This window comes from Rhizobium sp. 01N424, assembly GCF_056399485.1.
Genome location: NZ_JBFTRK010000009.1, coordinates 197,726 through 223,967 on the forward strand (window position 1 = coordinate 197,726; position 26,242 = coordinate 223,967).

Genomic DNA, 26,242 nt, shown 5'->3' on the forward strand with positions numbered 1-26,242 from the left:
CCAACGGTCATACCCTTGCTGCGGCAATTGGCAGGCTCGCGCTATCACCAGACGCATATTTAACATTTTTGAACAACGTGGAACAGCGGCGCTTGGAGTTCTCAGGCATAATGAAACTGCGTTTTGAACGGGCCGCTTTGGGCAACTCATGGTGGCCATGTGTCTAGCTGCGCGAACCAACATCGGGATGCGTAGATCGAAATCTTCCATCCGTCGAGGTCGACGGTCGCAGGGGGTCCCATCATGCAAAGCAGCGAATCAGTGCTTCAATTCCGATCGTTTCAAATGTGCACTACGGCACGGCAGCTGCTCCTGGACCACAGAGAGGTTGAGATCGGCAGCCGCGCTTTCGACCTGCTCGCAGTTCTTCTGGAGGCGCGGGGGCAGGTTGTCGATAAAAGCCAGATCATGCAAAAAGTCTGGCCGTTCACGATCGTTGAAGAGTGTAATCTCAGGTTCCAGATGGGCGTGCTTCGAAAAGCTTTAGGACGACACAGAGACTTGATAAAAACCATCCCTGGCCGCGGCTATATGCTTGCCGACGATTTGCCAGAACGGGCACCCATGGAGATGGCACCTACGGCAGTAGAAACGAAGGAGCGAATGACAGGCTTGCCCTCGGTCAATGAACCTCTCCGACAGACAGGCTCAAGACAGCCCCCATCGCCTTTGCAGAAGATCGAACTCTTGGAAAGAGAGAACCTCCGGCTGCGGCGCGCTATCGCGGAGCTTGCTGCGGTTGATGATATGTGGCCGCACGCGCAGGCTTGATTTCCGGACTTACGCAGCATGGGACGGCGGCGTGCAAAACTCGATGCCGACCTGCATAGGCTCTGAGGCGCCAAATGCGATCACCATCGCGCTTTGCAGACAATTCGCCTAAGCGGTCTGCGACTACGAGGCCTACCCATCTTCATGCCAATGATGAATTTTTGGTTGAGTCGGGCACAACCAGTCTTGCGCGCAGGACGCGAGCTGAGTTAGTCATTCGCCCCTGACAACGGGGCGAGAAATGTCCGAGGGAATCATTGAAGTTTTCATGGACGGTGGTTTTGAATCGCCGTCCGCCCCAGCGCTCGACATAGTTTTCGTCCATGGTCTCGGTGGTGACCAGGTGGAGACCTGGCAGACTGATCCGAAAAGCTTTTGGCCACGCTGGCTCGCGGAAAAATTCGCGAACTGCCGAGTATCGAGTTTTGGATATGACTCGCAGAAACTTGCAGGCTTCCTAAAGGGCGGGGGTGCGTCGTTGCACGACATCGCGCTCGCACTAGCGGACGCACTGACGAACCGTGAAAACCAGTCGTCTCGCACGTTGTTCATCTGCCATAGTCTCGGCGGATTGATAGTCAAGCAAATGCTGCGTCGATGTTCGGACTCGATGAACCCAGAGTACCGAGAGCTCGGGCGCTCGATCGTCGGGATCGCTTTTCTCGGCACACCCCACGCGGGGGCGTCGCTCGCTTCGTCACTCGACCAGCTGCTACGCCGCTTTCTCAGTAAACAGACGCAGCAACTTGTTTATGGTGAGGACGGTCTGGTCGATCTGAACGATTTTTTCCGCTCCCGAGCAGGCATGCAGAAGATCCAGGTGAGGGCGTACTACGAAACCGAACAGGTTGGCGGCATATTCATTGTCGACAAGGTCACGGCTAATCCGGGCGTGCTCGGCTGCGAACCGATTGCTGTTCAGACCGACCATCTGAGGATTTGCAAGCCAGAAAGCAAGGACGCTCCGGTTTTCAAATCGGTGTGCGGGTTGATCCGTAGTCTATTGAAGGATCCGGCGACATCGCCCGAGCACGGTGGCGGTTCGGCACTAGGCCAGTCTTCGGGAACAGCGCAAGCTGGGGCCGCCGCCGGAACTGGCGCGACACAGACTGTTGCTGGAGTGTCCGCAGATATCGCTCGAGACTTCGAATACTTCACGACCGTCGCCGAAGATGACCGCCGGGATCTTGAGCAGAAGCTGAAAGATTCGGGCCGCGCGTACGCAGTGCGTGACGCCAAGCGAAAAAAAGAGATGTTCAACATGGCGCTGCAGCGCCACATTGCCCAACCCGCGGCCGTTACCCGTTATACCCGTCTGATGTCGGACGTCGAGAGCAGGTTCAAGCGCCACGTGGTCCGGGCCATTGCGGAGGGAGGCTGTGCTGGAACTGTGGATACGATAATCCAGAAAGACGTGATTTCTCCCTGTGCTGAGGTCGAGTCCGATGGAGAAGCTTTAACCGCGGGGCTCGTAGATGGCGCCCTGTACTATCTTGCTGGTAACTGCCACGTGGCTTGGGACAATGGCTAGCTATCGGGTTTGGTACGCCGCGCGCGACCCCTATCACTGCATTTTTCGTATGGTCCGTCTGCTTCAAGCCAGGGACGGGTCCATACCCCTTGAGCAGCTCAGAATTCTGGACATGTATCTGATGTTTCCACCGCTCCTTCACCGTCTAAGGCTTACGTCCGAGCTCCGGGAGAACCTCCGCGCCGTGGGCGTGGAACCCGAGACCAAATCCTTCGTCAAGCTCCCTGGGACCGCCTCGGTGTGGCAGGATCTGCAGCTATATCAGCTCACAGCTCTAAAGCGATTGGCTGGGCTCGGCATCCTTCATCGGGACGACTTGAAGGTGCGGAACGCACTCCTCGACCGTGCACAGACGCCATCCACACTCCTCCGCCATGCGGCATCGCAGAATGAAGCTGACAGACCTTTGGTAAATTTCCTGGTCGATGGATTAGGCTCGCTCTCCATGACTGGGAAAGAAGGACTCGTCCGACGCGCAGGGTTACCTACTAGGGGGCCCGTGACATGATCGCTTCACTGCAGATCCAGCGCTTGCTGGTGACACGCGGCGCTAACGTCCTTTACGACGAGCCTTTTCATTCTGGCGTGAACATCATTCATGGATCCAACGGCTCCGGAAAGTCCTCCATCGCCGATTTCATATTCTTTGGGCTGGGCGGTGATCTGCGAGAATGGAAGGACTCCGCGTCACGCGCAACTCAAGTGCTTTTGCAAGTTCTCACCCCTGCGGGAGTGCTAACCCTGAGACGTGACGTCTCCACGGACTCCCTCCGTCCGATGTCTATTTTCTTCGGCACCATGGACGTTGCAATCGACGCTGGTCATGACAGCTGGCAGGACTTGCCCTATCGCCGTCCCGAGCATGGATACAGTTTCAGTCAAGTTCTGTTCAAAGCGATTGGCCTTCCGGAGTCGATCAGCGACGGTGCCAGTAACATCACGATGCACCAGATCCTCAGGTTGCTCTATGTGGATCAACTTACCCCAGTGCAGCGCATATTTCGGGTAGAGAATTTCGATACGTGGCAAACAAGACAGGTCATCGGCGATCTTCTTTTAGGCATAGGTGGCTACGACCTCTTTGACAAGCAAATCGAGCTGAGGGCAGCCGAGCAAAAATACAAGGAAGCGGTTGCGAACTATCGGAACCTGGTAGCTATAGCCTCAGGCTACGGCGAGAATATTCTCATTGAGCATATCAACTCCGCCATGACCCAAATGAACGAGCAAAGGACCAGCCTCCTAGGTTCGATCGAAGCATTGTCTGTGGCAAGGGACGATCTTGCTGATCAGGAAAAGGTGAAGGCGCTTCGTACGCGCAATGCCAGGGAATACGGGCAGGCTCGGCGCGCGGTCGCGACGTTGGAAAGCGATATCGAGACCCTCGAGTACGAAATTGCCGACGCGGAAGAGTTCATCAAACATCTGAAGCAATCTCTTTCGGATTTCGACGACGCGACCGTCACATTTGCCGCCCTTGGACATCTGTCCTTCGAATTCTGCCCGTCCTGCTTCGCGCCCGTGCATCCAAAAACGATCGGACATTGCGAACTGTGCGATACAAAGCGCACGGATGGGGAAGAGGATTCCCGGACACTAGCGGTTCGCCTCGATCTCGAAATGCAGTTGAAGGAATCGGAAGCACTCCAGGCCGAACGGGAAGTCGAGCTGAAAGCAAAGAAGGCGTCTCTGCGCGTAGGTCGGCAGACTCTGCGTGGGGCGATGTCCGCATTCGAGCTTGATCAAACAGGTGCGGTCACAGGACGCGAAACAGCCATTGCAGATTTGAGCAGGAAGATAGGTTTTATCGACAGTCAGCTAGAAGGCTTGCAAAAGCGGCTTGAACTCTCGAGACGCATTGCAAAAGCTTCCGACGACAAGGAAGACCTGAACATCCGTATCACCAAGTTGCGGGGCGAAATCGACGCGATCCAACGAGCGCAGAACAAGCGCAAGCTGCTGGCAAACACCTTGGTTTCCACGCAGGCAAAGCAGCTGCTTGATCGAGACCTGCAGGAACACAGCGATTTCGGTGACGTCCAGCACGTCTCATTTTCGTTTGCCGACGACTGGATAGCGATCAACAATGAAAAAAACCGCGGCGGCAGCGCGAGCGGAATGGTCATCTTGAAGAACAGCTTCGCCCTCGCGTTGCTAGCTAGCTCTCTGCTTGACAAGGACTTCAAACTTCCTCGCTGGATCATGTTCGACAATGTCGAAGATAAGGGAATGGTCGAAGAGCGTTCCTGGAACTTCCAGCGATTGATCGTCTCTCTCTCCGAGAAAGCCAACATCCCTCATCAGATCATCTTCACTACTTCGAAGATCGCGCCTGAACTCGACGGAACTTCGATGATCGTCGGTCGGCGATACACACGGGCTGCTCGCTCTTTGAACTGAGGAGCGGACCGAAGTTTCGAGCGGTTTGACATCCACAGCGGACCTTCTATCCGCGACGTCGAAAATATGGTGCCGCCGGCTTCTGGTCCACACATCACTTCACGACCTCCAACTTCGGTTGCGTCCGGACAACTGGGCGTCTCCGCATAGACCGCAGAACCACATAGAACACCGGGGTCAGAAACAATCCGAAGAAAGTGACTCCGAGCATGCCGGAGAACACGGCGGTGCCAAGCGACTGGCGCATCTCTGCACCCGGACCTGTCGCTATTGCCAGCGGCAGGACGCCGAAGATGAAGGCAAACGCTGTCATGAGGATCGGCCGGAGACGCAGATGACTTGCCTCAACAGCTGCATCCACTACCGACTTGCCATCCTCCTCAGCTTGGCGGGCGAACTCCACGATCAGGATCGCATTCTTGGCCGCAAGCCCGATGAGGACGATCAACCCGATCTGCGTGAGTACGTTGTTGTCCATTCCGCGCAACGATACGCCTATCAGCGCCGCAAGGACTGCCAGTGGTACGATCAGGATGATTGCCAGTGGCAGCACCCAGCTCTCGTACTGGGCAGCAAGAGCCAGAAACACGAAGACGACCGAGAGCGCAAAGATGTAGACGCCCGTGTTGCCTGTGTGCGTCTCCTGGTATGCGAGTTCAGTCCATTCGAAGGTAACACCAGGGGGCAGGACCTTGTTGGCCAGCTGCTCCATCTTGGCGATGGCGGTTCCCGTCGAAGTCCCAGGCGTGGGATTCCCCTGCAGTGGAACGGAGACGTACATGTTGTACCGCTGGACGAGTGTAGGGCCGCTCGTATCCTGAATGTCCATCAAGGTGCCGAGTGGCACCAACGCACCCTTCGCGGATCTGACCTTGAGCGCCAGGATAGCGTCCTTGTCCATCCGGAACTGTCGATCGGCTTGTGCTCTGACTTGATAAACACGTCCGAACGCGTTGAAGTCGTTGACATAAGACGTTCCCAAGTTGATCGAAAGAGCGCTGAAGACGTTGCTGATGGGGACGTTGAGATACCGGGCTTTGTCGCGGTCGATGGCGAGATAGTACTCGGGGCTGGAATCTGAGAACGTCGTGAAGACGCCCGTCAGTCCTTCCGTGGTCGCCGCCTCGGACATAATCTCGCGCGCCAGTCCAAGCGCTCTCGTCATGTCCGGATTCTCTTCATCGAGGATCTGCATCTTGAAGCCACCCGCGTTGCCGACCCCGCGTACCGACGGTGGCGGGATGGCGATGATGAATGCTTCCTCGATCTCCTGAACCTTCGAGTTCAGTTCTGCGATGATCTTGTCGGCCGATGCGCCGATTGCCTCACGCTCCTCGAACGACTTGAACGGCGTAAAGATGACCCCCGAGTTCGACGCCGCCGTGAACGTGGCGCCGCTGAAGCCGGGAAATTGGATTGCATTTCGAACGCCGGGGACCGCCTTGGCAATCGTTCCGACCTTCCTTACGACCTCGTCCGTCCGTGCCAGCGAGGCTCCGTCGGGCAACTGGATCACAAGGATCGCGTAGCCCTGATCCATGATAGGAACGAAGCCAGAGGGTACGATCGTGGAAACGAACCACGTCGCTCCGAGCAGGAACGCGAACACGAGCAGGGATGCGGTTCTCCCGATCCAGCCGCCGACGAGCTTTCGGACGATCCACGAGTAGCCATGACTGACTTTGTCGAATCCTGCGTTGAAGCCATTCGCAACGGCAGCTCCGGCCCGAGTGAAGAGATTCCTGGGTTTCGCTGTGCTGTCGTGGCTCCTGAGAAGGATGCCAGCCAGAGCAGGTGAGAGCGTTAGCGAGTTCAATGCCGATATTGCTGTCGTGACCGAGATGGTGACGGCGAACTGCTTGTAGAACTGCCCCGAGATGCCGGGAATGAATGCGGTCGGCGCAAACACCGCGATCAGCACCAAGGAAATGGCGACGACGGCTGTTCCGACCTCGTCCATCGTTACGTGGGCGGCTTGCTTGGGCGTCATCCCGCGGGCGAGGTTTCTCTCCACGTTCTCGACGACCACGATGGCGTCGTCCACAACGATCCCGATCGCAAGCACGAGCCCGAACAGGGTGAGCATGTTGAGGGAGAAGCCGAATGCGAGAAGGAATGCGAAGGTGCCAATCAGCGAAACCGGAATGGCGATGATTGGAATGAGCGCATTGCGCCAAGACTGGAGGAAAATCACGACAACGATAGCTACGAGGATCGCAGCCTCAGCCATGGTCCGGTAGACCTCGAAGATCGAGTCCTCGATGAACTCGGTCGTGTCGTAATTGATCTGATATTCAAGGCCTTCGGGGAAGTTCTTGGACAGGTTTGCCATGATGTCGCGTACCTGCTTGGCCGTCGACAACGCGTTGGTGCCGGGTCGGGCGAATATGCCGAGAGCGATCGCGGGGTCGTTGGTCAGGTAGCTGTTCGTGACGTAGTCTTGGGCGCCGAGTTCGACGCGCGCGACGTCCTGCAACTCGACCAGACGCCCACTCTCCGTGGACTTTACGATCACGTAGCGAAACTCGCGGGCATCCGAAAATCGTCCTTCGGAGCGGACCGTATATTCGAAGGCATTCCTTCCGATCACTGGAGGAGCACCAATGCGGCCGCCGGATATCTGCACGTTCTGCTCGCGCAGGGCGGTGACGACGTCGTCCGCCGTCATGTTGTATGCCGACAGCTTTTCCGGATCGAGCCAGATGCGCATAGAGTACTGTCGGTCGCCGAACGACTGTATGTCACCCACGCCGTCCAGGCGCAGCAGGATGTCGCGCACCTTGCTGCGGGCATAGTTGGAAACGTAGAGCTGATCGTATCGATGGGTCGGCGACAGCAAATGTACGACCATCATCAGGTCGGGCGAGCTCTTGTCGGTCGTGACACCGATACGCTGCACTTCCTGCGGAAGACGGGGCAGGGCGATTGCGACCCGGTTCTGTACGAGCACCTGCGCCTTGTTGAGGTCGGCGCCGAGCTTGAAGGTGATCGTCAAGGACATCGCACCGTCGGCGCTGGAATACGACGACATGTAGAGCATGTCCTCGACGCCGTTGATCTGCTGCTCGAGTGGCGTGGATACCGTATCGGCAATCGTCTGCGGATCGGCGCCCGGATAGGACGTCCTCACGATGATGGTGGGCGGCGCGATTTCCGGATATTGCGAAACTGGCAGCTGGGTGTAGGCGATGCCTCCCACCACGACCAGAAGGATCGATATCACGGCCGCGAAAATTGGCCGATCGACGAAGAAGTGTGCGAACCTCATCGAGCCGCCTCCTGCTCTGCCGCGGTCTGCGGTAGTTCAGTCATCTTAGGGTTCACTTTTGACCCTGGACGAACCCGCATCAGGCCGTTGACGACAATCGTTTCCGTGCCGTCCAATCCTTCACGGATGACACGATAGCCGTATAGGCGCGGGCCGGGCCGGATCGACTTCGTGGAGACCACACCATCGGCGGAAACGGTGAACACAATACGTTCGTTCTGGTTGGATCCGATGGACTCGTCCGGCACAAGCACCGCTCTGTAGGTGTTCGAGGCCTCCACCTGTATGCGGCCGAAGAGCCCGGTTTGAAGTGTAAGGTTGGGGTTGGGAAATCTCGCTCGAACCCGCATCGTCCCACTGTCCGGATCCACTCGGTTTTCGGCAAAATTCAGCTTTCCGCTGTATTCCTTCTTCGAATTGTCGCCGATCGTCACCTTCACGTCGACGCCGCCGCCGGATGCCTGCAGATCGACGCCTCGGGCCTTGGCGGTTTCCTGAAAGTTCAGCAGACGGCGCTCGTCCACGTCGAAATAGAAGTCGATCGGATCGAGAGTGACGATTGTGGTCAGCACGGAGGCGTCGGCTTGAACCAGATTTCCAGGTGAAATGAGGTGACGATCGATCCGGCCGCTGATCGGAGCAGTGATCTTCGTGTAGTCGAGGTCGAGCGAGGCTCTGGCGAGTGCCGCCTGAGCTCCGCGCACGTTTGCCTGCGCCGAGATCCATTCGCGGCGTCTATCGTCGAGAATGCTTACGGACTGGCTGCCGTTCTGTGAAAGCGTCTGGGCACGCTTGTACTGGGCGTCCGAGTAGGTGAGCGTGGACTGGGCGACTTCGAGCGCCGAGGTGGCCTCGTTGAAGGCGGTCACATACGGTCGCTGGTCGATCACGAACAACAGATCTCCCTGTTTCACAAGAGCACCGTCGTCGAAATGGATTTCCTGCAGGTAACCACCGATGCGCGATCGTACCGTCACCTGTTCGACAGCGTCGAAGCGCCCGATGAATTCGTCGTTGTCGACGACGTCTCTGACTACCGGGTGAGCGACCGTGACCCAGGGCGGCGTGCTCTGGGTCTGGCCGACCTCCGCCGAGATGAGCAGGATGCCGCAGAAGAGGCCGGGGCGGAAAATGGTGGCTTGCATGGGAGACTCCATCGGCGGCGTGCCCCTTGGCTCTCGCCTCCCGAGATATTCTTCGTTGTGATCGCCTCTGGGGCGTGCAGCCGACGCGTGGAGCGACGAGGAGAGACGACGGGGTCTCCATCGGGTCGGCTGCACTTGGTCGACAGGCGAGGCGGACACCTGCCGACGGCTTTCCTTCAGACGGCGTTGTGGTCCACCTTCGGGAAATCGACTTCAGTCTTGAACACCTCGTTCATGTAATTCGTGAACGTGTTGGCAGCGACGTGGGCGACGATCTCGAGCAGCTCGCCGTCGTCGAAACCCGCCGCCCGCATCGCATGCAGTTCATCTTCCGAAACGCTGCCCCGCTCTTCGGCAACCTTCACCGCGAACTTGACTGCGGCGTCGGCGCGGGCATCGGAGGATCCGCCCCGGCGCGCTGCTGCGATCTCGTCTATGCTGAGTTTCGTCACATGCGTTCCGGTATACGTGTGTGCCGCCAGGCAGTAGCTGCATCCGTTTTTCTGCGCGATTGCGAGGGCGATCCGTTCCCGGATTTTCTTGTCGAGTTTGCCCTTTCCAAGCGCGCCGTTAAGCGAGGCGTATGCTTCGAGGACGGCAGGACTGTTCGACATCATCCGGAAAACGTTTGGCACTCCGCCCATCTGTTTTTTGATGGCTTCCAGCGTGGGTCGTGCCGCTTCTGGCGCCGCTTCGATCGAGGGATGAAGAGGGATGCGTGTCATCTCGGAACTCCTTTATTTTTTGATGTTCAGTGCAGCTCGCGCGGCGCGTCTGCCATGTGTCGTGCCGGAAGCTCAACGATAGCGTTGCGGCGGACCAGCCCTGGGACCGCAGGGGTCGGCAGACCGCGTCGGGCATTTCTCCACCTTCGCGGTGTGGACATGGTCAGCTTTTTGAAAACAGTCGTGAAGTGTGGCTGGTTCTGGAACCCGCATTGGAGTGCGATGTCCACGAGGGGCATGTCCGTTCCCATTAAAAGCTTTGCAGCCGTCTGGATGCGAAGTCGAAGGATGAACTCGTGGGCGCTCATCGAAGTCGCTGCCTTGAACGTCGCGGCAAAGTGAGCGCGAGAGAAGCCCGCAACGTCTGCCAGTTCCTCAAGCGTCATCCGCTGGTCGAGCCGAGCCTCCGCGAACCGTTTGACGCGGTTCAGCCGCCACGCTGAAAGGGGGTGCACTCGGGGTAGTTCCCGATAGCGGTCAAACGCGAGGTTCGAGAAGGTGCGGCTCAGCTCGCTGCGACGCGTGGCCGAGCTGTCCGACATTTCGCCTATGATCTCCGTCAAGCGGAGGTCCCGGATATTGAAGCGGCCGCCGACTACCTCACATGGCCAGTGATAACGTTCCCGAAGGAAAGTCAGAACATAGAGGCAGGCTTCTGACTCGAGCTCGACCGAGATCGGATCGGACCCTTCGACGAAGGTGACGCTGTCCTCGATCATCACGCCCTGATAAAGGAGGCGCCCCTTCTGTTCGAGGCGCAATTCGGAATCTCGCGCCGCGACGACGAACGTCCCCACACCGGAAGCAAGGGACGTTGTGATCGCCCGAGTGCCGTTTTCGCGGGTGAGCTTCGCCAGGGATATGTTCGGGTCCGCGACGTCGAAATGCTCGACGTGGAGACAGTCGTCGAACGTCTCGAAGACGTTGCCAGTGACGCCTAGGCTCACTTTGATAGCGATGTCCGTTCGCATCGTCTGATCCTTTCGGGAATTTTGATTTTTCGGCTGAGCCAATGTCTATTTGTCGTCGGCGGCGCGCTCGATCATTGCCGAGACGAGGTCCGGGTGCGAGATCATGACGACGTGGGACGCCCCCTTGACCTCGACCGACTCCTTCGCGTTCGCTCGCTTGGCCATGAATGCATGGAGCGCAGGCGGAATATTCCGGTCTTCGGATCCGTAGATGAAGTGCGAAGGCAGCTTCTTCCACGATGCTTCTTCCGAAGGATCCTCAAATGCTTCTGCTGCGATCGGGCGCTGCTCTGCCCCCATAAGGAGGGCCTTCTCCCTCGGAACGTCAGCCGCGAACTGCATCCAAAACTTGCTTTGCAGGATGTAGAGGTCGTGCTTGCCGTCCGGTTGAAGGACCGGGGGAGCCAGCGTCTCGCCAAGAGTGCTGCCTTTGAACTTCTTGCCGAGATCGCTGACGCTTTCGCCCTTGTCGGGAGCTAGGCCCGCAACGAACACAAGCGACTTGACGTTGGTCTCTTCCACGTCGGTGATGACAGAGCCACCGTAGGAGTGGCCGACGAGTACGACCGGGCCGTCGATGGTTTTCACGACGGTGGAAACGTAGTCGGAGTCGATTTTCAGTCCCCGGAGCGGATTGGCAATCGCGATGACCGGATAGCCGCCCTTCAGGAGCTTGGCGACGACGCCGTCCCAGCTTGCCGATTCAGCGAAGGCGCCGTGGACGAGCACGATAGTCGGTTTCGAGGCGGCGAGGGCGCCTTGGGCGAGGAACAGCGCTGCGATCATTGCCGTTGTAGAGAGCAGTTTCTTCATGGAAATCAAACCTCGGTCAGCGCCCCGGACCGCAGTCCCCAAGGCTTTGGTTTCGTTTCCCTGAAGCTACAGTCTGATCCCTGTAGCGTGTTGTGAGATGTCGAGATGTGGCGTGAGTTGTGGTGTGCGGCGCGACTAGGCTCGTTAAACGAGCCTATCGAATCGGCGACCATCCTGACAAAATGCATCATGCCGATAATCGAAGACTCTGACCTTTCCACCTTGCTCGCAAACGGTGACATCACGGCCATCTCTGTCGACACCAACATCTTCGACGAGAAGGGTCTTCAGCTTAATGGATCAGTCCTTCAAGCCCTCAGTCGACTGGAGGCGCTGCATTTCGACTTCCTGCTTTCAGGGACGGTTGCGCGTGAAATCCGACGCCATCTCGAGCGATCGTCCGAGGACGCGCTTAGGGCAGCACGGAAGGCTGTTGGCATGGCTCTCGGCGCTTTTGAAACTGAAGAGCCAACCAGGGACGAGCTGATAGACCAGATCTCCGGTGGACGAGCTGCCAGCGACGCCGCCGAGCAACGTTTCCAAAACTATCTCGAGGCTACACACTGCAAGGTGCTTGATGACACCGCTCACGTCGACACAGCTACGCTCTTCAGCGCGTATTTCGGTGGAAGCCCACCTTTCGGTACAGGGGCTAAGAAAAGTGAATTCCCAGACGCTCTCGCGCTTTTTGCGTTGGAACGGGTCGCTGAGGACAGGAAGAAGGGAATCATCGTCGTCTCAAAGGACGGGGACTGGCAGTCGTACTGCGCTAAGTCCGCGCGGCTTCATCTCGTTACAAGCGTCGAACGCGCTCTTACGTTACTCAACGATCCTCCGGTTTTGCTTCGGGCGGCAATGCGAGCCTGGCTCGATGAAGGTAACGGCAAGCCCGATTTGCGTGGCTACCTAGCGAGTGCTGTCGAACGGCTCGAGTTCACCGTGGATGCGACGGCTAGCTCAGGTGAAATGGAAGCACATGCTTGGGGAGGCGAGCTGCGGAAGGTCGTCTGGCCGGACCCGAACGAAATCGACTTTATCGATCTGGAGGCTGTGGACGAGAGCACAATGGACGTGACCCTTAGCATCCCGCTGAACTTGACTGTAAGGGTACCAGTCGAACTTGAGTTTTCCGTCTGGGACAGCGTCGACCGTGAATCCGTCGGAATGGGCGGGCGCACGCTTCACGTCGATGAAGAAATCGAAATGCGAGCGACGGTCAAGATCACTATTCAGGACCTCGCTGGGGAAAACGAGTACATCGAGGTCCAAGACTGCGAACTTGACTCAACGTATCTCGAGATCGAGCTGGGGGAGGTCGGTGTTTTCGAGCATGATGATTACGACCAAAATTGAATGCAGGTGGTCCTGTAGAACTTCAGCTCATCTCCAGCTGCAAACGTCCGACTGCTAAATCGACCGCGCTCAGTAGATCCTGATGCCGGACTGGCTTCGTGAGGAACTCGACTGCTCCAGCCTTCATTGCGCGGACGCACATCGGGACGTCGGCCTGGCCGCTTATGAAAATGATTGGATACCAAAGCCCTGTCTTGACGAGGTCGGCCTGGAAATCGAGGCCGCTACGATCGGGGAGGCAGATGTCGAGAATGATGCAGGCGGGCTGATCCGAGAGTTCGCTCTCGCGGTACTCGCGCACGGACGCAAATGGCGCCACCGTCATGCCTTCGGCACGGAGAAGTCCGGCGATAGCGCGGCGGACGCTTTCGTCGTCCTCAATCAGGACGATGGACGGCTTTTTGGCAAAGCCGTTGGTTTGAAGCTGCGCGGACGATTTGCCGACGATAATCGGTGCCGGATCTGTAGCAGAGGCTGCCTCTTCCCGTACGAGCATGTATCCTCTCCGTACGATCGTCTTCACCATGTGCCCACGGTCGTCGAGTGCCCTCCTCAACGACCCGATCTGGAAGCGAAGATTGCACTCCTCGACGACCATGGAGGGCCACACCTCGTTGAGGATCTCGTCCTTGCTGACGATGCCGCCATTCGATTTGAGGAGAACCATCAGCAGGTCAAAGGCTCGTCCGCCGATCTCTCTAGGGCGACCGTCCATGAACAGTTGTCTGGAGTGAGGGACTGCGACGAAACGTCCGAAGCGGATTACATCCTCTGCGCCTTCGCGGCTGCCCGTATTGACGCTGATGTCGACGGCATTCGTATGCGTAGTGTAGCTTGTTTCGCTGAATTGGACCTGCATGGCTCACTCCCCCGCCTGCTGCAACTGGTCGTCGCGCCGCCGGGATCGTGTTTCGCCTGTCTCAATGCCCGCAACGCGCGGATAGCGATCTCCGATGGTGCGATTTCCAGGATACGGTAACAACGGGTGCAGAGATGTACAATCCGACTTAGGTCAGCACGCGCTAGGTTTTGGCTACGATTTCCTCGACTTTGGTCTAGGTTTTCGGGTGGGTTTGCGTTCCGTCCAGTCAACTCACGTCAACTCACTTTGGCTTACGGAAACTAGCTCGCGGCCGGACGCGCTTGGGCGTAGCTGTTGAGGAGGTAGCTGGTGGGGCGTGACGAGTTACATAGTGCTCGTCACCGCTCCAGCGGCTCAAAGAGTGGGAGGCGGAATTTTCGACACGGCAGTGGGGCAGTCCATCGACTTCTCCTCGATCGAAACCCGGCCGAATTAGATCGAGGCCGCCACCACGCAATCCTCCCTGCGTGGTGGCATCCTTTTCGTAATTTCAACGCCAACTGAAGGAGACGGGAAAATGAACAAGCACGATTTCGCCTTGTCACGACGTGGGTTCTGCCTCTGCTGCCTTGGTGGGGCGGCTTTGGCCGCAACTGGTCAATGGCTCACGCCACGAGAGGCGTTCGCCGCCGCGAAGAGTCAGGTTCTCATTATTCGCGAGGCTGCCGCCAAAGCTGACATCACGACGATCAAGCTGCGCGATGGCGTTAGTGTTCTCGTCGGCTCCGGCGGCAATGTCGGTGTGATCACCGGGAAGGACGGAAAGCTGCTTGTGGACGCCGGGATCACGGCGACGCGACCGAAGCTCGAAGCCGCGCTGGCTGAGCTGAGCAAGGACCCTATCACCCATCTCGTGAACACCCACTGGCATTTCGACCATACCGATGGCAACGAGTGGCTGAAGTCCGAAGGCGCCGCGATTCTGGCGCACCCCAACACCCTCAAGCATCTGGAAGCCGCTACGCGCGTGGAGGACTGGAACTTCGATTTTCCACCTTCGCCCAAGGGAGCGTTGCCAACGAGACTCCTGAAGGGAAACTCCGAGACGATCAAGCTAGACAGCAAAACGATAAAGCTGAAAGCCTATCCGCCAGCTCATACGGACAGCGATCTTTCGGTGTTCTTCGAGGATGCGAACGTGATCCATGTCGGCGACACACTCTGGAACGGTCTCTATCCTTTCATCGACAATTCCACGGGGGGCAGTATCGACGGTCAGATCGCCGCGGCCGAGGCCGATATCAAGATGATCGACAAGGAGACGATCGTCATTCCGGGGCACGGCGAGATCGCGAACAGGCAGGATCTGATCGAATGGCGCGACATGCTTGTCGGGGCCAGGGACGCCGTCGCCAAGCTTAAGAAGGAAGGGCGAACCGTCGAAGAGACGATCGCTGCCAATCCCACCAAGCAGTGGGACGCAAAGTTCGGTCAATGGGTGATCCCGCCAGCGCTGTTCACGCGCGTTGTCTACGAAGGGGTTTAAAGGCATTCTCTGCAAAAGACCCCATTGGAGAGAGCGCGATGGACACGGAGCATAAGATCTCGAGCGACGTCGCGTTCACGCCAAGCGTGAAGGCTATCCAGGAGCGCAAAGGGTCCCGACGGTCGTACTCCCGGATGGAGGAACGGGGAGGGTGGGCAACCGCGATCACCCCGGACCTCAAGGACTTTATCGAAAAGCAGATCAGCGTCTTCCTGGCGACGGCGAGTGCGGAGGGCCAGCCCTACGTGCAGCATCGCGGCGGACCGCCCGGCTTTCTGCGTGTAGTCAACGAGAACACGATCGGCTTCGTTGACTTCTTAGGAAACCGACAGTTCATCACGCAAGGAAATCTGGTCGAAAACGACAAGGCCCATCTTTTCCTGATCGACTATGGTAGTCGTTCGCGTGTGAAAATCTGGGGTACGGCCAGCTTCGTGGAAGGTGACCATGAGCTTGTCGAACAATTGATGCCGAAGGACTACTCGGTGCGTCCCGAGCAGGTGCTGCTCTTCAACGTGTCGGCCTGGGACGCAAACTGCCCGCAGCACATACCCCTCCGATTCGAGGCCGCTGAGGTTCTCAAGGCCATCGAGACGAGGGATGCGCGCATAAGGGAATTGGAAGCCGAAGTAGCCGCCCTCAAGGCTGCAGCCACCCAACCGGGATAGGGATCGACAGATGACACGACCGCCGTTGCCTCCATTCACCCTCCAAAGTGCGATCGAAAAGGTCCGTCTCGCTGAAGACGGCTGGAACTCCAGGGATCCCGCCAAGGTGGCTCTCGCCTACACGGTCGCCAGTCGTTGGCGCAACCGAGCGGAATTCGTGGTCGGCCGCCCCGCAATCGAGGCGTTTCTCACGCGCAAATGGACGAGGGAACTCGACTATCGCTTGATCAAGGAGTTGTGGGCGTTCTCCGGAAACAGGATCGCTGTTCGTTTCGCTTACGAGTTCCGTGATGATGGCGGCAACTGGTTTCGAGCCTATGGCAACGAGAACTGGGAATTCGATGCCGATGGTCTGATGAAGTATCGCCACGCGTCCATAAACGAGCATATCATCAAGGACGAGGAGCGGGCGTTCAGATGGCCGTTAGGCCGCCGTCCTGACGGTCATTGGGGGCTTAGCCACTTCGGGTTTTGACGCGATCCATTGCAACATGGAGAACACTATGTCCAAGCGTGCACACGTCGATACCACCAACGAAAATTTTTCGCCGTTGTCGCCCTACCGAACAGGAATCCGAGGGCTGTGTCCAAGGTGCGGACGCGGCCACCTGTTCGATGGGTTTCTCACGCTGCGGAAGGGGTGCGAGGTTTGCGGACTGGACTATTCCTTTGCGGATCCTGCAGACGGTCCCGCGTTTTTCGTCATTTGCTTCGCATGCATTCCGACGGTGCTGCTTTCAGTCTGGCTCGCCGTCGCCTACCAGGCATCCATATGGACGCAGATCTTCGTGACCGGGCCTTTCCTTGTGCTCACATGCATTCCCCCACTCCGTCCGTTGAAGGGCTGGCTCGTCGCCTCCCAGTACTTCTATAAGGCCGAAGAGGGAAAGCTTTCTCGAAGCGGCGACACTCTTTCAGAGTAGGAGCTCTCAGTGAAACCGATCGAACACCGGACGACGCACACTTTCGATGAGTCTTTGAAAGCGGTCAGGGCTGCAATCGGCAAAGCCGGGATGACGCTGTTCGCTGAGATCGATCACGCCAATGCTGCGCGCGAACATGGTTTGGCAATGCCGGAGACACGTGTTCTGATTTACGGCAACCCGATTGTCGGAACTCCGGTCATGCACGACACCCCCCTCTCGGCCCTCGATTTGCCAATGCGGATACTGGTTCGCGAGCTGCCAGGAGATCGTGCCGCTGTAGCTTATCATCTGATCTCCGAGATGTTTGAAGCGCTCGGTGTCAAGGAAGCGGACGCAGCCAAATTCGATGGGGCGCAGCGACTGATCGCGGAGGCCGTCGGCGCCCATCGAGATACTGTGGCCCTTTCGAGATGACATTCCAGCTCAACCGAAGCCGTGGTTCGGATTGGATTGCCTTCAATTGGCAACTCGAAAGAGAGGCGTCGCGTGCCCCACAGCTATTCGTCACAAACGGTTGAAGCCGCGAGTGTCGATTGCATTCTCAAAAGCTTTCGCTTCTGGCACAACGCCAAGCCCTGGGCATCGCGACTAAGGTGGCATCCGGGTGGAACATCCTCCCTCCGCCAATGCGCCATGGCCCGGTTTCCCATCGCCGTCCCAACCTCGTGAGGCGGGATCGGAGCGTTTCTCGCTCCGACAGCACAGGCGCTGCAAGCGCCCCTTTACGATTGAGCCTCGCACTGCCGCTTTAGTCTCCGCGATCCGTGCCCAGCAACATCCTCACAGGTGCGAATGGGTGAAATCTTCGGAACGGCAGAGCGAGTTTTGACACTCTCTCTGAAATATGGTCGGGCGAAAAGCTGTCGGCCGCAGGCCCACTTCAATCGTTCGTGACGAATACCCCACCACCCGACGATTCAGAAAGACCGAATTCTTCCTAGTCGGGATACTGGCCTCGCAATGCAACGACAGGGGTCGTTGGCGATGGAGATCGGAATGCAGCTTTTCTATCATCCACTATCCGGCCACTCGCACCGCGTTCGTCTGCTTCTCTCGTTGCTGAACGTGCCTGTCGAACTGGTGCTGGTGGACATCATGAAAGGCGAGCAACGGAGACCCGAATTCCTCAAACTGAACAAGTTCGGCCAGGTTCCTGTACTCGACGATGACGGCCTCCTCGTTTCGGATTCGAACGCAATTCTTGTCTACCTCGCACGAAAGTTCAATCGCGAGGACTGGCTGCCGCAGGATCCGATCGGCGCCGCCCAGACCGAGAAATGGTTCTCTGCAGCTGCGGGCGAGGTTGCCTACGGCTTGGCGACGGCTCGTCGGATCCGACTGTTCGGCACGGCGCCAGTGCCAACAGAGGTTCTTGGCCGTGCCCATCGGCTGCTGACGGTTCTCGATACCGAACTCGAAACTAGCGACTGGCTTGCCGCCGGACGGCTAACCCTCGCGGACATCTCGCTTTACGCATACGTCGCCCGCGCCGACGAGGGCGGCATCGACCTCACGGACTATCCGCATGTTCAGTCGTGGCTGGGCCGCATCGAAGCCCTTCCGCACTTCGTACCCTTCGTGAAGACGCCAGCCAGCGTCAACGCCTCATATGCCTGACTGTGACGCTCCTCAAACAGAGGTTTGAAAATGACACCGCCAATCGATCTCTCGATGACGAGAAGACACGCCCTCATAGCCGGATCCGCTGCAGCCCTTGCGCTGACGATCGTTCCGGGAGCAGGGGCCGCCACCCACCCGAAGCAATCAAGAACGGAGAACCAGACAATGGGCTTTGTCAAAGTAAAGGACGGCACCGAGATCTTCTACAAGGACTGGGGGCCGAAGGACGCCCAGGTGATCATGTTCCACCACGGCTGGCCGCTGAGCAGCGACGACTGGGACAATCAGATGCTATTTTTCATTGCCCAGGGCTATCGCGTCATAGCTCACGACCGCCGCGGTCACGGTCGTTCGTCCCACAGTCGCACTGGGCACGAGATGGATACCTACGCAGCAGATGTCGCTGAGGTGGTCGAAGCACTCGACCTCAAGAACGCCATCCACGTCGGCCATTCGACAGGAGGCGGCGAGGTGGTGCACTACGTAGCCCGCGCCAAACCCGGCCGCGTCAAGAAAGCGGTGATCGTCGCCGCCGTCCCTCCGGTCATGGTGAAGTCGGACAAGAATCCCGGTGGCCTTCCCATGGAAGTCTTCGATGGATTGCGCAAGGCATTGGCCGACAACCGGGCACAGTTTTACATCGACGTGCCAACCGGGCCGTTCTACGGCTTCAACAGGCCCGACGCGAAAATCTCGCAGGGGCTGATCAACAACTGGTGGCATCAGGGAATGATGGGTGCCGCGAATGCCCACTACGAGTGCATCAAGGCTTGGTCGGAAACGGACTTCAACGAAGATCTGAAGAAGATCGAGGTACCCGTGCTGGTCATGCACGGCACCGATGACCAGGTCGTGCCCTACGCCGACTCCGGCCCGTTGTCGGCCAAGCTCCTCAAGAATGCGACGCTCAAAACTTATGAAGGATATCCGCACGGAATGCTATCGACGCATCCCGAAGAGCTCAACTCGGATATCCTTGCCTTCATCAAAACCTGAGGGCTCCTGTAAGTGAAGCCTGGGATCGCGAGCACGGGCGACCCAGGCATTCTTGCATCCATGAGTACAGGGCGTGTGCGATGCGACCGCCAACCGACGACAAGTGCAAGACCAAAGACTGGGTGCGCCCTGTGTAGAACGACGAGCTTCTTCCTGAAGGAAATCGACCCTGAACTGGGAAGATGTATGATCTAGGGGCGAGCCGGAGCTGTCATGCCGCTAGACAAAGCCTAGCCACGAGTAGAGGCGGTTAGAGCCGTGCAAGCCGATCTCTATCCACAGGTGACCTCCTCCATTTAGTTCTGCAGTCGCGAGCGGCTCTGAGTGCCGAACTAACGCTATCTCACACAACCTCACACAAACTTTTTCGACCGGGCGGAGGGTTGGGCATAATATGACCTTTTAAATACAAGGGGCAGAGACGCGCCTCAGGGACGATACCCATCTTGAAAAGGTCGTATGCTTACCTTCGGATCGGCCTGGCTGGCATTCGTTTTTGCGGCTGGTCATCAGATGGACGGTATCGAGGTCTTTGCTACTCGCGCTTGACTAACGTAGCTTCGTGCGGGGATTTGATGAGTGCCGATAGGCCGTGGCGCGTCCCCAGAATTCATCTAGTATCACGAGGCGCCCCCAGTCCCGGGCGAACCGGAGCTTCGTGATGGACTTATCCCGATACCAGTTGAACCTGTTGCGGGAGGACACGCTCAGCGCCCTCTATCGCGGTGTTCCGCAGGATGGCGGTGCATCAGTTTTGTTAGTCACTGCAACCTCGCCCGACACAGTAAACGAATGTCGCCAGCGGTCTGAACGAGCTCTCTCGCTTGTTGACAGGTTCGACGGAAAATGGGCCGCAGTACCTATTTCTATTGAACGCGTCGACGGGCGCGAGTTTTTCGTACTTCAAGACGGCGGAGGTAATCCTCTCACTGGTGAGCTTGGCAAGCCATTCGATATCGAACGATTTCTCGCAATTGCCACCAGTGCAGCTGCCGCCGTGAAACAGGTGCACGAGCGGGGTTTGATCCATAGGGATTTGCGTCCGGACCGCCTTCTCGCAGACGATTGTGGACACGTTCGCTTATGGGCTTTTGGAAAGGCCGGGCCACAAACGACATTGTGCGAGTTGCCTGCCATCCCTCAAGCCATGCTTGATTCGCTTCCGTATGTTTCGCCCGAGCAAACGGGTCGGATGAAGCGTCCTGTCGACAATAGAAGCGATTTGTATTCGCTTGGCGTGATCTTCTATCAGATGCTTACAGGAGAACTTCCTTTCATGGCGGCCGACGCCACGGAGTGGATACATTCGCACGTTGCCCGTCGGCCTATTCCACCTCGTGAACGACATGCGCAGGTCCCGCCTGTGCTCGAAGCCATCGTGCTGAAGCTTTTAAGCAAGAATTCCGAAGATCGCTATCAGACAGCTGGGGGATTGGAGAGCGATCTCAGACGTTGCTTGAACAGTTTGACTTCGACAGGCTGCGTCGAAGATTTCGAAGTTGCCACTGCAGATGCAGGGAAACATCTGCCCATACCCGAGAAACTCTATGGGCGCTCGTCCGAAATCCGCGCCTTGAACAGCACGTTCGATTTCGTGCGGTCGCAGCATGGGAAAGCTGTCACGCTAGTCTCTGGCGTGGCAGGTGTAGGCAAGTCGTCGTTGATCCGCGAGCTTCGCAAATCGTTCACGTCAGCTGACTGCCTGTTTGCATCAGGGAAGTTCGACCAATACTCCCGCGACATTCCTTACACCACCATCGGGCAGGCTTTCCGTGGCTTGGTTAGGCAGATCCTTGGTTCCGGAGACGCGGAACTTGCCCGCTGGCGTTCCGATTTGAGGGAGGCACTCGGACGGAACGGTCAGCTCATTACCAATCTAATTCCTGAACTCACACTCGTGATCGGCGAGCAGCCGCCCGCTCAGGAAATGCAACCCCATGAAGAGAAGAAGCGCTTCAATGTAGTTTTTCGGCGGTTTGTCAAAGTGTTCGCGCGCCCCGAGCATCCGTTGATCCTGTTTATCGATGACGTCCAGTGGCTGGATCTCGCGACGATCGAGCTCATTGAAAAGATCATGTTGGGGGAGGACGTTGCTAACCTCTTGCTGATCTGCGCGTATCGCGACGACGAGGTCCGGCCGGGCCACCTCTTGCTTGGCGCTCGTGAGGCGCTTCGCGCCGGGGTCTGCTATTTCGACGAAATTAGGCTTGGCCCTTTGGACAACGGTGCCATCAAGGATCTTCTTGCCGACACGTTCCAAAAGGGGCACCGATCGGTTGCCTCCTTGGCGACGCTGATCGAGCAGAAAACGGGAGGAAATCCGTTTTTCGTTCTGCATTTCCTGGAGGCGCTTGAAATCGAGGGGTCGCTTTTCCACGATCATCAGAATGGCGGGTGGACCTGGGACGAGGACCGAATCCGAGCCACGCGGATTACAGACAACGTAGCGGACCTCGTGGTGTCCAAAATAGGGCGCCTTCCGCCTCGGGCACTGGAGATCCTGAAGCTTATGTCCTGCCTCGGCAACGGTGCTTCGGCTACAATTCTCTCCGTTATAACAGGTAAGCCCAAGCAAGAGGTCGTGGGTATTCTCTGGGATGCGGTCGAAGGTGGACTGCTGGTTCGGACCGATGAGGATTTCGCCCTGGTGCACGACAGAGTGCAGGAAGCCGCTTACCGAATGGTGCCGGAGGCCGAACGCAGCCATATGCACTTCATAATCGGTCGTGCGTTGATGGACAGGCTTCCTGCAGACATTTTGCACAAGCGCGTATTCGAAGTGGCGGACCAGTTGGGGCGCGGCATGGAACGGGCGTTGCGTTCAAGTGAGCGCGAAAGGATCGCAGAGCTTTTCCTTAAAGCTGGCTTGCGGGCAAAGGCAGCTGTGGCCTATCAGTCGGCCTTGACGTACCTTCGAGCGGCCTTGAAGCTGGTGGAGGAGTCAGAATGGGATCGATATTCGCTTCGATTTCCAATCGAGTTGGCTACCGCAGAGTGCGAGTATCTTTCAGGCGAAAACGACGTCGCTGAACGCCACCTTGGCGACCTGGCTACAAGGGCGGGAAACGCTGTCGACCGAGGAGCCGTCGTTGGTCTTCGGTCTTCGCTGTATTTGACCCGCGGAGATGAGGCCAAGGCGGTCGCGGTCGCGCTCGACTATCTGAGAGACTTCGGTATCGATTGGACCTCACATCCAAGCGACAGCGAAGTTCGTGATGGCGTCGCGGAGGTATACACTCTGCTGGATGGGCGGCATATTGAGAGCCTTGTCCGGCTACCGCAGATGAGCGATCCGGAATGGCTGGCCGCGATGGAAGTGCTCGCTTACACCATTTTGCCTGCAATTATTACCGATGGAAATCTCGAAGATCTAATCTACGCTCAAATGGTTTCCCTTAGCCTCCGTTTCGGGAATTGCGACGCATCCTGCTACGCATACGTCTCCGTGATCATTCCGCTCGGCCTGAGATATGGCGACTATGAGTCTGGTGGTGCGTTCGGGCGGCTTGGTCTGGATTTGGTTGATAGTCACGGGCTTGATCGCTTCAAGGCTCGTGTATATTCGTGCTATGGATGTTTTGTCGTCCCATGGACACAGCATCTACCGGGATCGGAAAGATACTCGCGCCAGTCCATGGATGTGGCCGTCGCCGCTGCAGACCTTGTGTTCAGCGTTACCCCCGCGCAAGCGATGGTGTCCCACCTACTTTTCCGCGGTGTGCACCTCGACCTCGTGCAGCAGGACGCTCAATGCTTCCTTAGCGCGGCACAAAAGACCGGATTTTCACTCGCAGCTGATGCCGCAATCAGCCAACTGCTTCTTATTGAAGACCTACGAGGCGAGGGCTTAGCGGAAGCAGCTACCCAAGACCTTCCGGAGCGGGCGGCATTCGAAAAGCATTTACGGGAGTCTGGTCCCCGGCTGAAGATCGTGTTCACATGGTACCAGATTAATCGGATTCAGGCGAAATTCATCGGTGGCGACTTCGAAGGGGCGCTTCGTGCAGCAAAGGAGGCAAAAAACGCGGTCGACGTAAGGTCCTTTATCGAGATCGCTGACTTCCATTTCTATAGCGCTCTCGCCCATGCGTCTTATGCAATCGGCCGCTTGGAGCAAGAAATCTCAGTGCACCTTGAGGCCATCAGGCACCACCAATCGCAGATCGACGTCTGGGCGAAGAGCAGTCCTGAAAATTTTAACAGCCGTAGCTCGCTTCTTGCTGCGGAAGTGGCTCGTATCGAGGGCCGGCGCATCGAAGCGCTCGAACTCTACGAACAAGCAATCAAGTCTGCTCGCAAGTATGGGTTCGTTCAGACCGAGGCGATCGCGAGTGAACTCGCCTGGCGCTTCTGTGCGCGAAATGGCCTCATGACGACGTCCGAGAACTTCTTTGGTAACGCCCGAGCTTGCTACGCAGCATGGGGCGCCACGGCGAAGGTACGGTGGCTTGATGAAGAACGTTCGAATGCGCAGGGCCATAGTGACCAGATCAACAACATCAGGACGGAACAGCAACCCATCGATGTCTCCGCAGTCGTCGCGATGTCGCAGGCCGTGTCGGGAGAGATAGTGCTTGACCGTCTCATCGAGCGTCTCATGGTGACTGTGGTAGAACACTCCGGCGCGGTCAGGGGGTTGCTCCTGCTGCCACACGAGGGAGAGATCAGCATCGTTGCCGAAGCGGTCACCAACGACGCCGGGATATCAGTAGAACTTCACACTTTCGAGCGTCAGCTCCCGGAAACGATACTAGCGTACGTCACAAGAACCCAGAGCGTCGTTATTCTGGATGGTATTCAAAACGACCATCCGTTCATCCATGACCCATACGTACGAGAAGCGCCTTCGACTTCCATACTCTGCCTGCCCATCGTAAAGCTCAAGCAGCTTGTGGGCATCCTCTATCTTGAAAACGGCCTCTCAACGAACCTCTTCACCGAAGACCAGGTCGCGGTCCTTCGACTTCTTGCATCGCAAGCTGCCATTTCTCTCGAGAACGCTGCCCTGTACAAAGGGGCGAACGATGCGCAGGAACGCGCTCGCCGCGCTGCTGAAGAACTTCGGCTGGCATACGACATGATCCCCGCGCTCGCATGGAATAGCGACGTCGATGGCACCCTTCTGAGCTTCAACAAGCAATGGCATGACTACACTGGCTTAACGCGGGAGCAGTCCATGGGTGATGGGTGGGCGCGAGCGATCCATCCGGACGACATCGGCAAGGTTGCGCGCAAGTGGAGGGAGGTCTTGGAGGCGGGCGAGGCCGGGGAAATAGAAGGCCGAATGATCCGTTTCGACGGCGTGGCCCGCTCGTTTCTGATCCGGGCTACGCCGATGAGGGACGAGCGCGGAACGATTATCAAGTGGTACGGCACCAACATCGACATCGATGATCTCAAGAAGATGGAGGAAGCACAGGAGCTGCTCGCAAGAGCCGGAAGGCTCACGGCTTTGGGGGAGATGACGGCGTCCATCGCGCACGAAGTCAACCAGCCGCTCATGGCCATCGTGATGAATGCAGCCACATGTCTACGATGGCTGAGCGACGATCAGCTCGACATCGCCGAGGCGAGGGACGCTGCAGAACGTATCATTCGCGATGGTCATAGGGCAGGAGACGTGATCACCAGTATTCGTGCACTTGCCAGGAAGTCGCCACTTGTGATGGAGAAGGTCGATGTCAATGCAATGATCCACGACGTATTGGCATTGACGCGCGGCGAGCTTCAGCGCCACGGCATCCTGCTCGAAACTTCGCTCGACGAAACCACGGGATTTGCCGTCGGAGACCGCATACAGCTGCAGCAGGTCTTGCTGAACCTGATCCTCAACGCCATCGAAGCCATCAACTCCGGAGACGAGACCGGAAAGCAGATATGGGTAAGTTCCGGACGAACGCTAAGCGGGGACGTCCTGGTGTCGGTGGGAGACAGCGGGCCAGGCGTCCATCCTGATAAAGCACATCAGATCTTCGACGCCTTCTTCACCTCGAAACCCGGCGGTCTCGGGATGGGACTTTCGATCTGCCGCTCGATCGTTGAAGCCCATGGTGGCAAGCTCTCGGTGGCCGCAAGGCAATCGCGCGGAAGCACGTTCACCTTCACGGTGAAATCGGGCGAGGTCTTTCGTTCAGCGTGAGGGCGATCTCTGCGAGCTTCGCAGCGACGTCCTGGCGCCCCGACTGCCGTGCTGCCTCCACTGCAGCCTGACAGGCTTCATGAAGCGGATTCAACGGCAAGGTGCCTTGGCAGAGTGGATACACGATCCCCGCAAACTGGGTCGTCTCGCGGTCCACACTGCGGAAACAGCGCCCGAACGATGCCACCGGACGATACTCCTCGTTTCCATCACGCACGCGATATTCACAGTGATACGGAGCTTCCGTCGTGATGGCCTCATGAATGTTTAGCGCAATCGCGCCAAGGTCGTCAGGGTGCACGCGATCCAGATAGGCCGACATCTTCTGGCCACCTAGCGACGTATCGACCGCAAATCCGTATAGCGTGGCGATGGTACTGTCGCCAAAGACCATGTCGGCGCCGACATTCCAGGTGAATATCCCGGCCTCCTCGAATTCCGCTGCGCCCGTACACGGCTGTCCCCCCATGCCCATCGACTTCAACCCCCACGCGATCCTCACCTGTAACCTCGTAAAACCCTGCTTCGGAATTTTCAACTTCAGAGCGATCCATCTAACAACTTCTCA

At 57.7% G+C, this 26,242-nt stretch carries 20 protein-coding genes; 13 read left to right on the forward strand and 7 right to left on the reverse strand.

Going from position 1 to position 26,242, the window contains the following annotated elements; all coding sequences use genetic code 11:
• Positions 1–243: 243 nt before the first annotated feature.
• The 4 genes from AC1DNK_RS21895 (at position 244) to AC1DNK_RS21910 (ending at position 4,702) form a co-directional block, all read left to right on the forward strand.
• On the forward strand, positions 244–771 hold the full coding sequence (locus tag AC1DNK_RS21895) for a winged helix-turn-helix domain-containing protein (protein WP_477943313.1): 528 nt from the start codon (positions 244–246) through the stop codon (positions 769–771).
• 241 nt (positions 772–1,012) lie between these two features.
• Positions 1,013–2,302 (forward strand): ABC-three component system protein, encoded by a 1,290-nt coding sequence (locus AC1DNK_RS21900; protein WP_477943314.1) that lies wholly within the window; start codon positions 1,013–1,015, stop codon positions 2,300–2,302.
• On the forward strand, positions 2,295–2,810 hold the full coding sequence (locus AC1DNK_RS21905) for an ABC-three component system middle component 5 (RefSeq protein WP_477943315.1): 516 nt from the start codon (positions 2,295–2,297) through the stop codon (positions 2,808–2,810). Before AC1DNK_RS21900 ends, AC1DNK_RS21905 begins: the two co-directional genes overlap by 8 nt.
• A complete protein-coding gene (locus AC1DNK_RS21910; protein ID WP_477943316.1) occupies positions 2,807–4,702 on the forward strand; it encodes an AAA family ATPase in 1,896 nt (631 codons plus the stop codon). Before AC1DNK_RS21905 ends, AC1DNK_RS21910 begins: the two co-directional genes overlap by 4 nt.
• Before the next feature lie 94 nt (positions 4,703–4,796).
• Here the strand turns inward: AC1DNK_RS21910 and AC1DNK_RS21915 are convergent, their stop codons facing one another.
• The 5 genes from AC1DNK_RS21915 to AC1DNK_RS21935 all read right to left on the reverse strand — a co-directional run bounded on the left by AC1DNK_RS21915 (position 4,797) and on the right by AC1DNK_RS21935 (position 11,624).
• On the reverse strand, positions 4,797–7,970 hold the full coding sequence (locus AC1DNK_RS21915) for an efflux RND transporter permease subunit (protein WP_477943317.1): 3,174 nt from the start codon (positions 7,968–7,970) through the stop codon (positions 4,797–4,799).
• Entirely contained in the window at positions 7,967–9,115 is a 1,149-nt protein-coding gene (locus AC1DNK_RS21920) for an efflux RND transporter periplasmic adaptor subunit (RefSeq protein WP_477943318.1), read from the reverse strand. The genes AC1DNK_RS21915 and AC1DNK_RS21920 overlap by 4 nt, the downstream gene beginning before the upstream one ends.
• Positions 9,116–9,291: 176 nt before the next feature.
• Positions 9,292–9,840: a carboxymuconolactone decarboxylase family protein gene (locus tag AC1DNK_RS21925; RefSeq protein WP_477943319.1), complete on the reverse strand. Its 549-nt coding sequence runs from the start codon at positions 9,838–9,840 to the stop codon at positions 9,292–9,294.
• A 26-nt stretch (positions 9,841–9,866) separates the two neighbouring features.
• Positions 9,867–10,811, reverse strand: a complete 945-nt coding sequence (locus tag AC1DNK_RS21930) for a helix-turn-helix domain-containing protein (RefSeq protein ID WP_477943320.1) — start codon at positions 10,809–10,811, stop codon at positions 9,867–9,869.
• A gap of 45 nt (positions 10,812–10,856) precedes the next feature.
• Entirely contained in the window at positions 10,857–11,624 is a 768-nt protein-coding gene (locus AC1DNK_RS21935) for an alpha/beta fold hydrolase (RefSeq protein ID WP_477943321.1), read from the reverse strand.
• A gap of 189 nt (positions 11,625–11,813) precedes the next feature.
• Here AC1DNK_RS21935 and AC1DNK_RS21940 point away from each other — a divergent pair, with 189 nt between their 5' ends.
• Positions 11,814–12,977 carry a PIN domain-containing protein gene (locus AC1DNK_RS21940; protein WP_477943322.1) on the forward strand — a complete coding sequence of 388 codons (1,164 nt, stop codon included), beginning with the start codon at positions 11,814–11,816 and terminating at the stop codon, positions 12,975–12,977.
• A 22-nt stretch (positions 12,978–12,999) separates the two neighbouring features.
• Here the strand turns inward: AC1DNK_RS21940 and AC1DNK_RS21945 are convergent, their stop codons facing one another.
• Positions 13,000–13,836: a response regulator gene (locus tag AC1DNK_RS21945; RefSeq protein WP_477943323.1), complete on the reverse strand. Its 837-nt coding sequence runs from the start codon at positions 13,834–13,836 to the stop codon at positions 13,000–13,002.
• A gap of 520 nt (positions 13,837–14,356) precedes the next feature.
• Between AC1DNK_RS21945 and AC1DNK_RS21950 the strand changes: the two genes are divergently transcribed.
• From AC1DNK_RS21950 to AC1DNK_RS21985, 8 genes are all read left to right on the forward strand, one after another.
• Positions 14,357–15,325, forward strand: a complete 969-nt coding sequence (locus AC1DNK_RS21950; protein WP_477943324.1) for an MBL fold metallo-hydrolase — start codon at positions 14,357–14,359, stop codon at positions 15,323–15,325.
• A gap of 38 nt (positions 15,326–15,363) precedes the next feature.
• Complete coding sequence (locus AC1DNK_RS21955; protein WP_477943325.1) at positions 15,364–15,993, forward strand: pyridoxamine 5'-phosphate oxidase family protein; 630 nt, start codon at positions 15,364–15,366, stop codon at positions 15,991–15,993.
• A gap of 10 nt (positions 15,994–16,003) precedes the next feature.
• Complete coding sequence (locus AC1DNK_RS21960) at positions 16,004–16,468, forward strand: nuclear transport factor 2 family protein (protein ID WP_477943326.1); 465 nt, start codon at positions 16,004–16,006, stop codon at positions 16,466–16,468.
• A 28-nt stretch (positions 16,469–16,496) separates the two neighbouring features.
• Positions 16,497–16,916, forward strand: coding sequence for a DUF983 domain-containing protein (locus AC1DNK_RS21965; RefSeq protein WP_477943327.1), 420 nt, complete (start codon positions 16,497–16,499; stop codon positions 16,914–16,916).
• A 9-nt stretch (positions 16,917–16,925) separates the two neighbouring features.
• Positions 16,926–17,333 (forward strand): DUF302 domain-containing protein, encoded by a 408-nt coding sequence (locus tag AC1DNK_RS21970; RefSeq protein WP_477943328.1) that lies wholly within the window; start codon positions 16,926–16,928, stop codon positions 17,331–17,333.
• Between the two features lie 582 nt (positions 17,334–17,915).
• Entirely contained in the window at positions 17,916–18,536 is a 621-nt protein-coding gene (locus AC1DNK_RS21975) for a glutathione S-transferase family protein (RefSeq protein ID WP_477943329.1), read from the forward strand.
• A gap of 168 nt (positions 18,537–18,704) precedes the next feature.
• Positions 18,705–19,535, forward strand: coding sequence for an alpha/beta fold hydrolase (locus tag AC1DNK_RS21980; RefSeq protein WP_477943359.1), 831 nt, complete (start codon positions 18,705–18,707; stop codon positions 19,533–19,535).
• 661 nt (positions 19,536–20,196) lie between these two features.
• Positions 20,197–25,674 carry a trifunctional serine/threonine-protein kinase/ATP-binding protein/sensor histidine kinase gene (locus tag AC1DNK_RS21985; protein WP_477943330.1) on the forward strand — a complete coding sequence of 1,826 codons (5,478 nt, stop codon included), beginning with the start codon at positions 20,197–20,199 and terminating at the stop codon, positions 25,672–25,674.
• Here AC1DNK_RS21985 and AC1DNK_RS21990 read toward each other — a convergent pair.
• A complete protein-coding gene (locus tag AC1DNK_RS21990) occupies positions 25,637–26,212 on the reverse strand; it encodes a PAS domain-containing protein (RefSeq protein ID WP_477943331.1) in 576 nt (191 codons plus the stop codon). The two genes, AC1DNK_RS21985 and AC1DNK_RS21990, sit on opposite strands and share 38 nt — an antisense overlap.
• Positions 26,213–26,242 lie beyond the last annotated feature (30 nt).

Bases quoted from the DNA above. Each gene is read 5' to 3' on its own strand.
- AC1DNK_RS21895 (WP_477943313.1), top strand. From the start codon at position 244: ATGCAAAGCAGCGAATCAGTGCTTCAATTCCGATCGTTTCAAATGTGC.
- AC1DNK_RS21900 (WP_477943314.1), top strand. From the start codon at position 1,013: ATGTCCGAGGGAATCATTGAAGTTTTCATGGACGGTGGTTTTGAATCG.
- AC1DNK_RS21905 (WP_477943315.1), top strand. From the start codon at position 2,295: ATGGCTAGCTATCGGGTTTGGTACGCCGCGCGCGACCCCTATCACTGC.
- AC1DNK_RS21910 (WP_477943316.1), top strand. From the start codon at position 2,807: ATGATCGCTTCACTGCAGATCCAGCGCTTGCTGGTGACACGCGGCGCT.
- AC1DNK_RS21915 (WP_477943317.1), bottom strand. From the start codon at position 7,970: ATGAGGTTCGCACACTTCTTCGTCGATCGGCCAATTTTCGCGGCCGTG.
- AC1DNK_RS21920 (WP_477943318.1), bottom strand. From the start codon at position 9,115: ATGCAAGCCACCATTTTCCGCCCCGGCCTCTTCTGCGGCATCCTGCTC.
- AC1DNK_RS21925 (WP_477943319.1), bottom strand. From the start codon at position 9,840: ATGACACGCATCCCTCTTCATCCCTCGATCGAAGCGGCGCCAGAAGCG.
- AC1DNK_RS21930 (WP_477943320.1), bottom strand. From the start codon at position 10,811: ATGCGAACGGACATCGCTATCAAAGTGAGCCTAGGCGTCACTGGCAAC.
- AC1DNK_RS21935 (WP_477943321.1), bottom strand. From the start codon at position 11,624: ATGAAGAAACTGCTCTCTACAACGGCAATGATCGCAGCGCTGTTCCTC.
- AC1DNK_RS21940 (WP_477943322.1), top strand. From the start codon at position 11,814: ATGCCGATAATCGAAGACTCTGACCTTTCCACCTTGCTCGCAAACGGT.
- AC1DNK_RS21945 (WP_477943323.1), bottom strand. From the start codon at position 13,836: ATGCAGGTCCAATTCAGCGAAACAAGCTACACTACGCATACGAATGCC.
- AC1DNK_RS21950 (WP_477943324.1), top strand. From the start codon at position 14,357: ATGAACAAGCACGATTTCGCCTTGTCACGACGTGGGTTCTGCCTCTGC.
- AC1DNK_RS21955 (WP_477943325.1), top strand. From the start codon at position 15,364: ATGGACACGGAGCATAAGATCTCGAGCGACGTCGCGTTCACGCCAAGC.
- AC1DNK_RS21960 (WP_477943326.1), top strand. From the start codon at position 16,004: ATGACACGACCGCCGTTGCCTCCATTCACCCTCCAAAGTGCGATCGAA.
- AC1DNK_RS21965 (WP_477943327.1), top strand. From the start codon at position 16,497: ATGTCCAAGCGTGCACACGTCGATACCACCAACGAAAATTTTTCGCCG.
- AC1DNK_RS21975 (WP_477943329.1), top strand. From the start codon at position 17,916: ATGCAGCTTTTCTATCATCCACTATCCGGCCACTCGCACCGCGTTCGT.
- AC1DNK_RS21980 (WP_477943359.1), top strand. From the start codon at position 18,705: ATGGGCTTTGTCAAAGTAAAGGACGGCACCGAGATCTTCTACAAGGAC.
- AC1DNK_RS21985 (WP_477943330.1), top strand. From the start codon at position 20,197: ATGGACTTATCCCGATACCAGTTGAACCTGTTGCGGGAGGACACGCTC.